The 13,143-nt window shown below is 59.3% G+C and carries 15 protein-coding genes; 9 read left to right on the top strand and 6 right to left on the bottom strand.

The window, feature by feature from the left end:
* Positions 1-2 precede the first annotated feature (2 nt).
* The gene (locus GOW60_RS00650; protein ID WP_171114863.1) at positions 3-953 is read right to left on the bottom strand and encodes an ABC transporter substrate-binding protein; all 951 of its coding nucleotides are present in this window, start codon (positions 951-953) and stop codon (positions 3-5) included.
* Between the two features lie 419 nt (positions 954-1,372).
* Here GOW60_RS00650 and GOW60_RS00645 point away from each other — a divergent pair, with 419 nt between their 5' ends.
* Together GOW60_RS00645 and GOW60_RS00640 are read left to right on the top strand one after the other, a co-directional pair.
* Positions 1,373-2,035 (top strand): DNA-3-methyladenine glycosylase I, encoded by a 663-nt coding sequence (locus GOW60_RS00645; protein WP_171227874.1) that lies wholly within the window; start codon positions 1,373-1,375, stop codon positions 2,033-2,035.
* A gap of 42 nt (positions 2,036-2,077) precedes the next feature.
* A complete protein-coding gene (locus tag GOW60_RS00640; protein ID WP_171227873.1) occupies positions 2,078-2,770 on the top strand; it encodes a hypothetical protein in 693 nt (230 codons plus the stop codon).
* Here the strand turns inward: GOW60_RS00640 and GOW60_RS00635 are convergent.
* Entirely contained in the window at positions 2,767-3,174 is a 408-nt protein-coding gene (locus GOW60_RS00635) for a cytochrome c (protein WP_171227872.1), read from the bottom strand. The two genes, GOW60_RS00640 and GOW60_RS00635, sit on opposite strands and share 4 nt — an antisense overlap.
* A 97-nt stretch (positions 3,175-3,271) precedes the next feature.
* Here GOW60_RS00635 and GOW60_RS00630 point away from each other — a divergent pair, with 97 nt between their 5' ends.
* Entirely contained in the window at positions 3,272-3,709 is a 438-nt protein-coding gene (locus tag GOW60_RS00630; protein WP_171227871.1) for a DMT family transporter, read from the top strand.
* On the opposite strand, the gene GOW60_RS00625 is transcribed toward GOW60_RS00630, so the two are convergent.
* Positions 3,693-4,379 (bottom strand): ABC transporter ATP-binding protein, encoded by a 687-nt coding sequence (locus GOW60_RS00625; RefSeq protein WP_152458702.1) that lies wholly within the window; start codon positions 4,377-4,379, stop codon positions 3,693-3,695. The two genes, GOW60_RS00630 and GOW60_RS00625, sit on opposite strands and share 17 nt — an antisense overlap.
* Positions 4,372-5,667, bottom strand: a complete 1,296-nt coding sequence (locus tag GOW60_RS00620) for a lipoprotein-releasing ABC transporter permease subunit (RefSeq protein ID WP_171227870.1) — start codon at positions 5,665-5,667, stop codon at positions 4,372-4,374. Before GOW60_RS00620 ends, GOW60_RS00625 begins: the two co-directional genes overlap by 8 nt.
* Before the next feature lie 18 nt (positions 5,668-5,685).
* On the opposite strand from GOW60_RS00620, the gene GOW60_RS00615 reads away from it, so the two are divergent.
* On the top strand, positions 5,686-6,006 hold the full coding sequence (locus GOW60_RS00615; RefSeq protein WP_171227869.1) for a hypothetical protein: 321 nt from the start codon (positions 5,686-5,688) through the stop codon (positions 6,004-6,006).
* Between the two features lie 17 nt (positions 6,007-6,023).
* Entirely contained in the window at positions 6,024-6,383 is a 360-nt protein-coding gene (locus tag GOW60_RS00610) for a hypothetical protein (protein ID WP_152458705.1), read from the top strand.
* 116 nt (positions 6,384-6,499) lie between these two features.
* On the opposite strand, the gene proS is transcribed toward GOW60_RS00610, so the two are convergent.
* Positions 6,500-7,840 (bottom strand): proline--tRNA ligase, encoded by a 1,341-nt coding sequence (proS, locus tag GOW60_RS00605; protein WP_171227868.1) that lies wholly within the window; start codon positions 7,838-7,840, stop codon positions 6,500-6,502.
* Between the two features lie 71 nt (positions 7,841-7,911).
* The gene (locus GOW60_RS00600) at positions 7,912-8,730 is read right to left on the bottom strand and encodes a methyltransferase domain-containing protein (protein WP_171227867.1); all 819 of its coding nucleotides are present in this window, start codon (positions 8,728-8,730) and stop codon (positions 7,912-7,914) included.
* 190 nt (positions 8,731-8,920) lie between these two features.
* Between GOW60_RS00600 and GOW60_RS00595 the strand changes: the two genes are divergently transcribed.
* The 4 genes from GOW60_RS00595 to GOW60_RS00580 all read left to right on the top strand — a co-directional run bounded on the left by GOW60_RS00595 (position 8,921) and on the right by GOW60_RS00580 (position 13,112).
* Positions 8,921-10,285: an FAD-dependent oxidoreductase gene (locus GOW60_RS00595; protein WP_371813312.1), complete on the top strand. Its 1,365-nt coding sequence runs from the start codon at positions 8,921-8,923 to the stop codon at positions 10,283-10,285.
* Complete coding sequence (locus GOW60_RS00590) at positions 10,285-11,259, top strand: isopenicillin N synthase family oxygenase (RefSeq protein ID WP_171227866.1); 975 nt, start codon at positions 10,285-10,287, stop codon at positions 11,257-11,259. Before GOW60_RS00595 ends, GOW60_RS00590 begins: the two co-directional genes overlap by 1 nt.
* Positions 11,260-11,348: 89 nt before the next feature.
* Positions 11,349-12,422, top strand: a complete 1,074-nt coding sequence (locus tag GOW60_RS00585; RefSeq protein WP_171227865.1) for an AI-2E family transporter — start codon at positions 11,349-11,351, stop codon at positions 12,420-12,422.
* Positions 12,423-13,112 (top strand): DnaA ATPase domain-containing protein, encoded by a 690-nt coding sequence (locus GOW60_RS00580; protein WP_171227864.1) that lies wholly within the window; start codon positions 12,423-12,425, stop codon positions 13,110-13,112.
* The last annotated feature ends 31 nt before the right edge of the window (positions 13,113-13,143 follow it).

Below are 13,143 nucleotides of genomic sequence, written 5' to 3'. Positions count from 1 at the left end.
GCTCACTTGGTCGCCGCGTCGACAACAGGACGCCATTTGTCTTCGTTCTCGGCCATCCATGCGGCGACAACTTCTTCGACCTGGCCGCCGTCGACATCGATCGCACCCATCATCGGCTGCTGGTCTTCGACCGCCAGTTGATAGTTGGACAGGATTTCATAGGCGGCGGGCCACTTTTCTTCCAGGCCGCTCCAGCCGGCTTTGAAGATGCGAGATGGTGAAAAGTCGCAATCGTTTACCGCGTTCGGGTTCGGACCCCACGCCGGATCGTTAAAGCATGCCTCTTCACCTGCGGGCAGTTCAACGAACTGCACGTCATAGGCAGACATCGCCCAGTGCGGCTGCCAGAATGTGATCAGCAGCGGCGATTTACGCTCGGTCGATGCGCGAAGTTCAGCGATCAAGGCGCCTTCGGAACCGGCGGGGACAGCCTTGAACGGCAGTTCAAGGCCGGCCATGCGATCCGCACCAGGTGTGCCCCAGTCGGCCGGATAGTCGACCAGACGGCCACCGGGCAGAGTTTCCGCCGTGGCGAACACCTGCGCGCAGTCTTTCAGCGCTTCCCACGCAGGCAAGCCAGGGCACAGATCAGCGACATGCGCCGGGTATGCGATACCTTCCTTGGCATCCAGGCCAAGATCGCCGATTTCGACAACAGTGCCTTCCTCGATCTTCTTGGCATATTCATCCGAAACATTGGACGACCAGATTTCAAGCGTCGCGTCGATGTCTCCATCGGCCAGCGCCTGGAACTGGTTCATCATGCCGGCGGTCACATATTCTACGTTATAACCAGCGGCCTTGAGCATTTCACCCGCCACATGCGTGGTTACGTGCTGACCGGTCCATTCGTTGATCGCCAGTTTGATCGGCTCGTCCACGGCCCCCATATCCGCCGCATGCGCCGCACCGGCAACGGTCAGGGCCATAAGGCTTACACTCAGTTTTTTCATGGATTTTCTCCCTGTCTTATTTGTTTTGCCCACCCCGGCAGGGGTTTCCCGCCGGTATCTTTGTCTGATGACAATACCATGCCGCAACATGCACAAAATTGGTCGGAAAAGGAAAGTGATCAGTTTGTAACAGCGCAGCTTTCTTGCCGCTGATGCGTTGATTTTCCCCCGCAGGCGCCGCAAGGGCCCCTGCCCGACCCGCCAATATCCCCTGCCCCGGGGCACGGAATGTTGACTGACGAGTCAATCACAAACCGTTTTGAACCCGTTTGTCGAGGATTTCTTTGACAGTTCAGTGTTTTTTCTTGTTCGGGCCGAGTTTCATTTCCGGTCGGGTGGCTTTCGAACACCGAAAATTCCCATTGCAAAAGGAAGGCAAAACAAAACACTCTTCCTAAGACAGCTTTGAGGTTGGGTTCATGCGTTCATTTGACGAGATCTTTGATATTGCCGCCTCTCGCCACGGTGGGGTCGAAGCCTTTGAAGCACAGCTGACCAAGCCCAAAAGCCACGAAGAACTGGCGGCGATGCCCGACGACCGGTGGCTATCGATCATCACGAAATGCGTCTTTCAGGCCGGTTTCAACTGGAAGGTCATCGAAAACAAATGGGATGGATTCGAGGCCGCCTTTGACGGTTTCGATGTGGGCCGGTGTGCGTTCATGGATGATGAAAAGTTCGATTCCCTGCTGCAAGACACACGCATTGTCCGCAATGGAACCAAGATCGCAGCAATGCGGGACAACGCGGCGTTCCTTTTGGAACTGCGCGACGAAGGCGGCGCGGGCCAGGTTCTGGGGGGCTGGCCCTCTGATGACTATGTCAACCTTTTGGCCATGCTGGCCAAACGCGGGTCTCGTCTTGGCGGGGCTTCGGCGCAATATGCGATGCGTTTTGCGGGCCGCGACAGTTTCATTCTGTCGCGGGACGTCACCGCCCGTCTGATCGCCGAAGGTGTGATCGACAAACCCGCCACGTCGAAAAAAGCCATGGCGGCGGTGCAACGGGCCTTCAATTCCTGGATGGATCAATCCGGGCGGTCTTTGACGGAAATCAGCCGGGTTCTGGCCATGAGCCTGTGAAAACGGTTTGCGGATCGCAAGCAGCGGACTAGGATTCACCTCATGGTTCTGCGCGTATTCCTGTGTGCTCTTTTGTTGCTGTCCTCTTGCGGCCGTCCGTTGACAAAGCAAGAGCGCGACTTTGCGGATGCCATTCAGGGCGAAACCCTGAATCTTGACAGCGTGCGATTGGTCCAGGGTGCGCCGGTTGCCAATGTGACGTATTTCCGCGAAGAGCGGCCACGTCTGGCCTGCCGCGAGCGCATCCTTCCTCCGGTAGAACCCGGGCCGGTGACAGGCAAGCCAGCGGCCGTGGCCCTGTTCAACAAGGTCTATTTTGCGCGCGACTGGTATCTGGAAGACTACATGTCCGATTTTCCGGATCAGATGAACCTGGTGGCCGCGATGCTGCTGGCCCATGAACTGACGCATGTCTGGCAGTGGCAGAATCGCCGGACCACCGGTTACCATCCGTTGCGAGCAGCGGCGGAACATGGTGGGCGAAGCGACCCGTATCTCTTTGACCTCGAAACCTCGCCGGACTTCCTGTCCTACGGGTTTGAACAGCAGGGCGCCATCGTCGAAGAATATGTTTGCTGCCGTGCGCTGGACCCTCAGGCCACCCGAACCAAACGGCTGCACAGGATGCTGAGCGCGCATTTTGATCTGTCCCCGCTTCCGCAAAAAGGGCGAGAGCGCGCAATCCTGCTTCCCTGGAGCGAGGCCGAGATCGACGGGATTTGCAGCGGAACCTAATTCTGCTGCAAGGTCTCCAGATAGGCCACCAGATCCACGATGGGCTGGCTCGTCAGAATTGGCTGACCCTGCGGCGTTTTCATGGATGTGTCCTGCCCGTCAAAATAAGGACCATAAACCGGCATCGGGCTACCATGGCTGACCAGCGGATCCCGACCATCAATACGGGCGACTACGCGGGCCGTCGGGAACACGCCCTCCTCGTTGGACAAAGCGGTCAGATCACTTGGTTGAACCACCAACACGGCTGCCATCGGACCCTGACCCATCGCATCGATTCCGTGGCAGGTCGCGCAATGGTGCATATAGAGTTCCTCTCCGGTCTTCGCGTCCTGAGCCCAGGCGGCCTGCGAGGCAGCAGCCGAAACCCCAAGAACCATTACACTGATTGTTGCCTTGAACATCGTATCCTCCTGCCTGGATTGGCATTTGCAGGGTTGCCCGATGACCGTCTTGGCGCAATGATCCAGATCAACGAAAAAGGTACAGAGGTTTCGGGCAATGACACAATACGCCGCCATCATGCTGGCCGCCGGATTTGGAATTCCGATCCTGGCCGCGCTCAACGCGGCGCTGGGAAAAGTCATCGGGTCGCCAACTGCGGCAGCTGTTGTGTTGTTTGCCATTGCCTTCGCCGCCTCCGCCTTGGTCATGGCGCTGTTTCCCGGATTTGCGGCCTTGTCCAAGATTGCCAATGCGCCGAAACACCTGTTGCTTGCAGGCGTCCTGATTGCTTTCTATGTCCTGTCGATCACCCATGTCGCACCACATTTCGGGGTGGGCAATGCCGTGTTCTTTGTGCTGCTCGGGCAATTGATCAGCGCTGCGGCCATCGACCATTTCGGCCTGTTCGGCGCACAGGTCGAACCGCTTACACTCTTGCGGATGGGCGGGATCGCCGTCATGGCCATTGGCGTTGCGATCACTCAACTGGCCTGAGCACCCCGCCTTCAAGCCGAACCATCCGGTCCATGCGCGCCGCAAGGTCAAGATTGTGCGTTGCTATCAACGCCGACAACCCTTCGTCCCGCACCAGCTTCATCAGTGTATCAAAGACCTGATCCGAGGTTTCGGGGTCCAGATTGCCCGTCGGTTCATCCGCCAACAAAACACGGGGCGCATTCGCCAAGGCCCGGCAAAACGCCACCCGCTGTTGTTCCCCACCTGAGAGTGCAGCGGGGCGATGGCTGGCGCGTGCGGCCACACCGACACGGTCCAGCAGATCCAACGCTCGGGCCTGTGCGGCCTTGTCCGGCACACCATTGGCCAGTTGCGGCAGGGTGATGTTTTCCAATGCCGTGAATTCCGGCAGCAAGTGGTGGAATTGATACACGAACCCGACATCCTGCCGACGCAGTGCGGTTCTGGTCCGGTCGCCCTTGCCCGATACGTTCTGCCCGCCGATTTCAACGGTTCCTTCGTCGGGCATGTCCAGCAGACCGGCGATATGCAGAAGCGTTGATTTACCTGCCCCAGAAGGCGCGACCATCGCTACGGCCTCACCCGCGCGCAGATCCAGATCAACTCCGCGCAGGACCTGCACCTCGCCCGGTTTGCCTTTTAGATAGGTCTTGGTCAGACCTTTCAGACGCAATGTGACATCATTCATAGCGCAACGCCTCGACCGGGTTCAGCCGCGCCGCTCGACGGGCAGGGAAATAGGTGACGACAAAGGACAGGCCAAGCGACAGGCCGATCGCCTTGAGCACGTCGCTCAGATGCAGCTCGGCGGGCAAGGCATAGATGCCCCGGATCGACGGATCCCAGACGCCACCGCCCATCACGTAATTCACGAAGGAAAAGATCGGATCGATATAGATCGCAAAAAGGCACCCCAGGATGACCCCCATTGCCGTTCCGATCAGTCCGGTAAAAGCGCCGCAGATGAAAAAGACACGCAGAACCGATCCTTCGCTCAGGCCAATGGTGCGCAGGATGCCGATATCGCGCCCCTTGTTCTTGACCAGCATGATCAGGCCCGAAACAATATTCATCGCGGCGATCAGAACGAGGATCGAAAGGATGATGAACATCACGTTGTCTTCAACTTCCAATGCCCGCAGGAACCCACCGGATGCATCCTGCCAGGTCCAGATCTGGCTGCGCTCGCCCGATGCTTCGAGAATCGAAATCAGGATCGGGCCCAGGTCTTCGGGGTTGTCCACCATCACCTCGATTTCATCGGCCACACCTTCGCGATTGAAAAAGCCCTGCGCCTGCGAAAACGGCATGTAGACGCGCGTGCGGTCGATATCATAGCGCCCGGCCGAGAACACATAGACAACGCGATAGGCATTCACGCGGGGCGACGTACCGAAGGCGGTTTTGACGCCGTTGGGCGACGTCAACTTGACGACATCCCCGACCGTCGCCCCGATGCTGCGCGCCACGCCGGAACCAATTGCGATGACATCCTCACCCGTCTGGAATTCAGACAAGTCCCCCACAGCCTGCTCTGCCTGGGCAATTCCGGGCAGATCACGCAGATCGTCGGGTCGGATTCCAAACACTTCAACCCCGCTGCTGCGGTCGCGGTTGGTGATCAGCACCTGCCCCTTCACCAAGGGAGCCGCGCGTTGAACTCCGGGCACTTGTGCGATCCGGGCCGCGCGCTCTTCGTAGTCGGCGATCGTGCGATCCACCCGCCCCTGAGCATCGATCTCGCCTGACGAATAGACCGTCACATGCGCGTTGGCGCCCAGAATCGTGCCGACGAATTCGGAACGGAAGCCGGACCGGACCGCCAGTGTCGCGATCAGGGCAAACACTGCCAATGTGATCCCGATCAGAGAAATCCAGGTCATCACACTGACGCCGCCCTCGGCCCTGCGGGCCCGCAGATAACGCCATGCGATTTTCCATTCAAAAGGGGCAAAGGGCGGGGGTGTCTTGGCCATGCCTGCTCCGGGGTGTTCATGTTCGCGGGGACAGTTTCGGCATTTCACCCGATGGTCAAGCCGGTTGTCGCTCTGAACCCGCTCCTCAGCCTGAACAAGCCGAATCAATCCGGTTGCCCAGCACGGCGGCCGGGCCAAACGGATGACTTGAAAATCTGGTGCTACACCATGAGTTGTGAAGCCCATCACAGACAAACCGGTATTGTTTCATGTATGAAGTTAATCATCGCGCTTTGTGAGCTCCTGAATCGAAAAAGCAACAATGGGCGCGAAATTTTATTACTCTTTTTGATTATTTTCAGAAACTTTGTCACCCTGTATGTGGGGGAACACATTTAAGGAGCGGGGGTCGCTCAATGAATTTTCAAATTTCAACCAACGGTGCGGGGGTTATTCCGTCTCGCCAAGCATCAAAAGAACTGGATTGTGAAACAGCGGCGCTGCTGCGTGCGGCCATTCGGCCGATCTTTGCCAGCGCGGCAAGCTGGGGCAATCTGACGGATATTCTGAAAGACAAAGGGTACCGTCTGGTTTTCCGGCAAGGGCGTCTGTGTATCACGGATCGCACTACGGACGCGCGGGTTTGCGGATTGCGGTTTCTGGGTCTTGAGTTTCGCGACCTGGTCAACCGGCTGGGCCGTCCGATCGTGGTCGCACGCGGCGATGGCGCCAACGGAGATATCCTTGCAACGCGCCCGACGGCAGACCAAGACTGACGTCTCAACCAATCGAATTGGTCAGATCACATTTGGTGGCCAAGTCAATCGCATGGCTACCCTCGCGAAATGGATCTGTGGTGCGTGACAGCAAGATCCGTCACCGGTGACGGTGCTCAGGCAATCTGCTGGTAGATTTCAGCAACTTTGGTAACGGCCGCCTCGGGGCTCAGCTCCTCGCTTTCGCCGGTCCGGCGGCAAGTCAGTTCAACGACACCATTCTTCAGGCCACGCGGCCCGACCGTGATCCGCCAGGGCAGACCAATCAGGTCCATGGTCGCAAACTTGCCCCCGGCCCGTTCATTGCGGTCATCATAAAGCGGCTCGAGCCCCAAGGCTGTCAGAGCATTGTAGATTTTGTCACAGGCCGCATCCGCTTCTTCATCGCCCTGCTTCAGGTTCACGATGCCGCAATGGAACGGGGTCACGCCCTCGGGCCAGATGATGCCTTTGTCGTCATGGCTGGCCTCGATGATCGCGCCGACCAGACGGCTGACGCCGATCCCGTGGCTGCCCATATGCACCGGAACCGGTTTTCCATCCGGGCCCTGAACGGTGGCACCCAGCGGCTCGGAATACTTCGTGCCGAAATAGAAGATCTGTCCAACTTCGATACCACGCGCCACGCGGCGGCGTTCTTCGGGGATCTGATTGAACAGCGCCTCGTCATGCGTTTCATCCGTGCGCGCATATTTCGAGGTGAACTCTTCCAGGATCGCCTGACACTGTTCGCGGCTGTCATAGTCAATCTCACGATCACCAAAGGTCAGATCGGTGACGGCGCTGTCATAGAAGACCTCGGATTCACCAGTGTCAGCCAGCACGAGGAACTCATGGGTGTCATCGCCGCCGATGGGCCCCGAATCCGCGCGCATCGGGATCGCCTGAAGACCCATACGCTCGTAGGTACGCAGATAGCTGACAAGATGGCGGTTATAGGCGTGCAGAGCATCTTCCTTGGTGAGGTCGAAGTTGTAGCCATCCTTCATATAGAACTCGCGGCCCCGCATCACGCCGAAACGCGGGCGGATTTCGTCGCGGAACTTCCACTGTATCTGATAGAGGGTCAGCGGAAGGTCTTTGTAGCTGTTCACGTGGCCGCGGAAAATATCGGTCACCAGTTCTTCGGCCGTGGGGGTGAACAGCATGTCCCGGTCATGCCGGTCCTTCATGCGCAGCATTTCCTGCCCGTAATCGTCATAGCGGCCGGATTCGCGCCACAAATCCGCCGATTGGAGGATGGGCATCTGGATCGCGATGTGACCGGCCCGGGCCTGTTCTTCATGGACGATGTTTTCCAGCTTGCGCAGCACTTTGAAACCCAGCGGCAGCCAGGAATAAATCCCCGCAGAGGCCTGCTTGATCATCCCGGCACGCAGCATCAGCCGGTGGCTAACGATCTGGGCCTCGGACGGGTTTTCCTTGAGAACGGGCAGAAAGTAACGGCTGAGGCGCATGAACGATCCTATTTGTCTAGCGAAAGCCCGAATGCTCTACGCGATCCACAAAGGCTAGGCAAGGCGGCGCATCATTCAGGCTTGCGCAGCAAATAGGTGTAATAGTTGCACGAGCCAAAGAACGTGCCTTCCCGCGCGGCTGTTTTCTGACCTTCGGCCCATTTCAAGGCGGTCTCGGCGTCGATTGCGCCTGCCTGAATGCAGGGGCCGACATAGGCGTCGATCATGTTTCCGAAAAACGAGGTCTGGCCAGCCTCGGCCAGCAATTCCGGGATGAAACCGGTAACTTCCAGCCCCGTCTGCCGGGCCAGGAACGGAAGATGCCGCAGAACGAATGGATTGCCGACAACCGTCTGCAAGATTGCGTCCACCGCCATCGCGTTGGCGTCAGGGTCGCCAGCGCCGATAGTCAACGACGCATAGTCGCCATCGAAAATGGCGATCGTGCCGCCGGGGCGCGTCAGTCGCGCGGCTTCCTCCAGCATCGCCGCCGGGTCCGCCACGTGGCTGATCACCGTATGTGCGATGACGATATCAAAGCGGCCTTCGCCGGCACCGGTGTTCCGGGAATCCGCGACCTCGTAGCGGATACGGCCCGCCAACCCCGCGGCATCCGTCTTTTCCATGGCGACCTTGATCAGTTCCGCCGCCAGATCCGACCCGACAATATCGCACTCCGGGCCGACCCGGTCAGCCAGCGCCCGCGTCACGACGCCCGTGCCACAGCCCAGATCGACAATGCGGCGGCACGAGGCCCAGTCGAGCCGGTCGAAATAGCGTTCGCGCATTTTCACGAAATCCGGCATTTCGCCGCGAAACTCCAGACGGTCCGCAACGACGCGAACCGTGTCTTCCCCCTGTTGATCCAGGCTCTGATAGATGTCGGGCATTGCTCCGTCCCCCAAGGCAGAGCGTCAGTATAGCACGTTTCGGCCCGGCACGTCGGCTCTCTGCGCTGGCGGACTGTGAACGCGACGCCCGGCAATGGCGCGTTTGCGACCCAAGGTCAGTCGGGTTTTTGATTGACCCGCCAATTGGGAATTTCAATTGTGGCGGGAACACAAACACCAGGAGGCGCTGTTGCAGACAATTCAGGAACCCGCCCGGCAGATACCTGTCATCCACCAGACCGATATTCTGGTCGTGGGCTCTGGCCCGGCCGGGTTGGCAGCAGCCCTGGCAGCGGCCCGCGCAGGCGCAGACGTGTCGCTGGTTGACCGGTTCGGCTGTATGGGCGGCAACATCACTGCCGTCGGCGTCGAAGGATTCGCCTGGTATCGGCACGAGCAAACCGTCGAGGCCGGCGGCGTCGGGACGGAGTTCGAAACCCGCGCCAAAGAGATGGGCGCGGCGGTGCCCGAAAGCCAGTCGCTCAGTTATGAACTGGACAGCGAAGGGTTCAAGCTGGTGGCGGACAAGCTGGTCGAAGAGGCGGGTGTTCACCCGATGCTGCACCGGCAATTCGTCGCCCCCATCATGGAAGGGGACCGGATCACTGGCATCATCACCGAATCCAAGGCCGGGCGCGAGGCGATACTGGCCAAGGTGGTAATCGATGCCACCGGCGACGCTGATGTGGCCCATCGCGCGGGGGCCCCGACGCATAAAACACCACGAGAGGACATGATGGCGGCCTCTGTCATGTTCCATCTGGCCGGGGTGGACAAGCGCGCCTTTATGGAAGGCGTCAAAGCCGATCCGCAGACCTACAAGGACTGGGGCGGCGGCGGTGAGTGGAACATCGAAACCAGCGGCAAAGAGGACGACATGTTTTCGCCCTTCGTGCACAAGCCCTTCCAGCAGGCCATCGATCAGGGGCTGATCCCGCCGCATCTGAACACCATCGCCGGTACCTGGGGCGCAATGCATGACACGGGCGAGCTGACCTACATGAACCTCATCCACCTGGCCGGGATCGACGGGACCGACCCCGACAGCCTGACGCGTGGCGAGATTGAAGGTCGCCGCCAAACCATGCTGGCCATCGAGGCGCTGCGCCGGTTCATGCCGGGATGCGAAAACGCGCGGCTTCGGAATTTCGGGATGACCATCGGTATCCGCGACACCCGCAAGATCGATGCGGTCTACAACATGACCGAAAACGACGCCCGTCATCAGGGCCGGTTCGAGGACACGATCGGCATCTATCCCGAATTCATCGACGGCTATGGCATTCTGATCCTGCCGACCACGGGGCGGTACATGCAGGTCCCCTACCGCTCGATGCTGCCCAGGGGCGTCAAGGGCCTGCTGGTCGCTGGGCGGTCGCATGGTGCGGACCGGGTGGCCCATGCCGCCACGCGCAACATGGCCTGCTGCGCCGTCATGGGTCAGGGCGCGGGCGTTGCGGCGGCCATGTCACTGAAAAGCAATCAGGGCCTGGATCAACTGAACCTGGCACCTGTACACACGGAACTAGAGCGTCAGGGGGTCAGGATTCACTGATGGACAGAATTCCGACAATAGACATCTCGCCGCTGTCCGATCCCAGCAGCGCAGCCTTTGCCGAAACGGTACAAGGCATAATTGAGGCCTGCACAGGAATCGGGTTTCTGTCCATCACCGGGACAGGTGTGTCCCAGCAGACGGTGGATCAGGTCCGTCAGACCACACGAGAGATCTTTGCCATCAATGAATCCCGCAAATGGGATCAGGCCATCACGCGCGAGAATTATCGCGGTTATATCCCGATGGGTTTTTTCACTCCCAACGATGGATCCGGCAAAGCCGACAAATACGAGGGGTACAAGCTGCACCACGAGGTTGCCGCCACCGACCCTGTGCGCGCTGAATGTGCCCTGTACGGCCCGAACCTGTGGCCCGCCGAAGTTCCCGGCGCCAAAGAGGTCATCCTGGACTATTGGCGTCAATTGGATCAGGTCACTGATGTATTGTTGGGCGCATTGGAATCCGGCCTGAACTTGACCTCTGGCATTTTGCGCGACGCGTTCCGCTACCCGATGACCAATATGACATTGCTGCACTATCCCCCGCAGGCCGCGGAAGAAGCGGGCTATGGCATCCATCCGCACAAGGATACGGACGCACTGACCATCATCGCGCCCGATCCGGTGGGCGGGCTCGAGGTGCAGACCCGCAGCGGCAAGTGGATTTCACCAGACTGCCCACTCGGTGGTTTCGTGGTGAATATCGGCGACATGCTGGAGCTGTGGTCAGGCGGGCGATTGAAATCCACGCCACATCGGGTGGTCAACCGGTCGGGCAAGGAACGGTATTCTTTCCCTTATTTCGCCGTACCCCGCCATGACGTCATTGTTGAACCGTTGTTGCCCGCCCTGCCCGGTTTCGACCGCCCGGCGGTTCATTGTGGGCACTGGTCGGCAGAAATCTGGCGCACCAACTGGCCCGATGAAGCCGCAGAAGAAGACACCCCTGAACTGGGGACGTTGCACGATTGAAACGGGCAAAGCCCGTGCCCATGAAGCGCTTGCATCATGGGCTTTGATGCGCCAAGAACGCCTGCAAAGGCCTGAACAAGGGGATCACGATGGCTTTGCCGGTAAAGGATCAGCTGAGATACTGGGGCGTCGCCGCTGCGGTTTTTGTTTTGATCCTCTGGGCTTTGGGGGATGTCCTGCTGCCCTTCGTCATAGGCGGAGCAATTGCGTATTTCCTTGATCCCGTTGCGGATCGGCTGGAGCGGTTGGGCCTGTCGCGCATCGCAGCCACAGCCATCATCACCGTCATCGGGATTTTGGGGTTTATTTTGGCGATCCTGATGGTCGTGCCCGCCCTGATTACTCAATTGCTGGATCTGATCGACGTTCTGCCTGACCTTTTCAAGCAATTGCGCGGGTTCATTGAAAAACAATTCCCGTCGCTGCTGGACCGGGAATCAAACACCCATCAGATGCTGGTGTCCTTCGGCGACATGCTGAAGTCCAAGACCGGGGATGTTCTGCAAACGGTTCTTGCCTCACTCGGGTCCGCGATAAACATTGTTGTCCTTCTGGTGATCGTGCCCGTCGTGGCTGTTTACCTGCTGCTGGACTGGGACCGCATGATCGCCCGCATCGGAGAGCTTCTGCCCCGCGATCACGCCCCCACAATCAAGCGGCTGGCCGGTGAGATTGACGCCGTGCTGGCCTCTTTCGTGCGCGGGATGGGAACGGTCTGCCTGATCCTAGGTACCTACTATGCCGTCGCGCTGATGCTTGCCGGTCTGCAATTCGGCCTGATCGTGGGGTTCATCGCGGGGCTGGTCACGTTCATCCCCTATCTGGGCGCCCTGATCGGAGGCTCATTGGCCATCGGGCTGGCGCTGTTTCAGTTTTGGGGAGATTGGGCACATGTCGGACTGATCGCGGGGATCTTTGCCATCGGGCAGGTCACCGAGGGGAATTTCCTGACACCCAAACTGGTAGGCAGCTCTGTCGGGCTGCACCCGGTCTGGCTGCTGCTGGCGCTGTCGGTCTTTGGGGCCTTGTTCGGCTTTGTCGGCATGCTGATTGCCGTGCCCGTGGCCGCAGCATTGGGCGTGCTGGCCCGATTTGCCACATCGCTGTACCTGGACAGCCGACTTTATACCGGTCTTGAACGTCAGGATCAGGAAACCGAGTAAATGGCCCGACAACTCAGCTTTGATCTGCCCGCCAAAACTGCGCTCGGGCGAGAGGACTTTTTTGTGTCGCCTGCCAATGCCTTGGCCGTGGCGATGATCTCGGCCACATCCTGGCCGGGAAACAAGCTTGTTCTGACCGGCCCGGCCGGTGCGGGCAAAACCCATCTGGCACATGTCTGGGCCGCGGAAACCGGCGGGCGCATCATTCAGGCTGCGGATTTGCGGTATGACGATGTGCCGGACCTGGCACGCAGGCCGATTGCCGTCGAAGACGTGCCCATGATCGCCGACGATGCCGACCAGCAGAAAACGCTGTTTCACCTGCACAATCTGGTTCTGGCCGAGGGGAACGCCCTGCTGATGACTGGTCGGCTGGCCCCGAAATTCTGGGAATTGCCACTGGCCGACCTGCAAAGCCGGGTCGAAGGCGCCCATCACGTGGCGCTGGATCCGCCAGACGATGCGTTGCTGGGTGCGGTTCTGGCCAAACTGTTCGTAGATCGGCAGCTGAACCCCGGCCCCGAGGTAATCGCCTATCTGGTCAAACACATGGATCGTCGATTTGAAACTGCGGCCGACGTAGTGGAGCAACTGGATCAATTGGCCCTTATGGAAAAGCGCGACATCACCCGTTCCCTGGCCGTGCGGGTTCTGAACATGAGCCCGGACGAGATCGAGACGGGTGATTGACCCGCACCCGCCAATTTCGCATCCTCACACA

Origin of the sequence: Ruegeria sp. HKCCA4008 (assembly GCF_013033125.1) — a bacterium.
GTDB lineage: Bacteria > Pseudomonadota > Alphaproteobacteria > Rhodobacterales > Rhodobacteraceae > Ruegeria.
The sequence above is the reverse complement of the archived record's forward strand: the minus strand, read 5'-3'. Positions and strand labels throughout refer to the sequence as shown.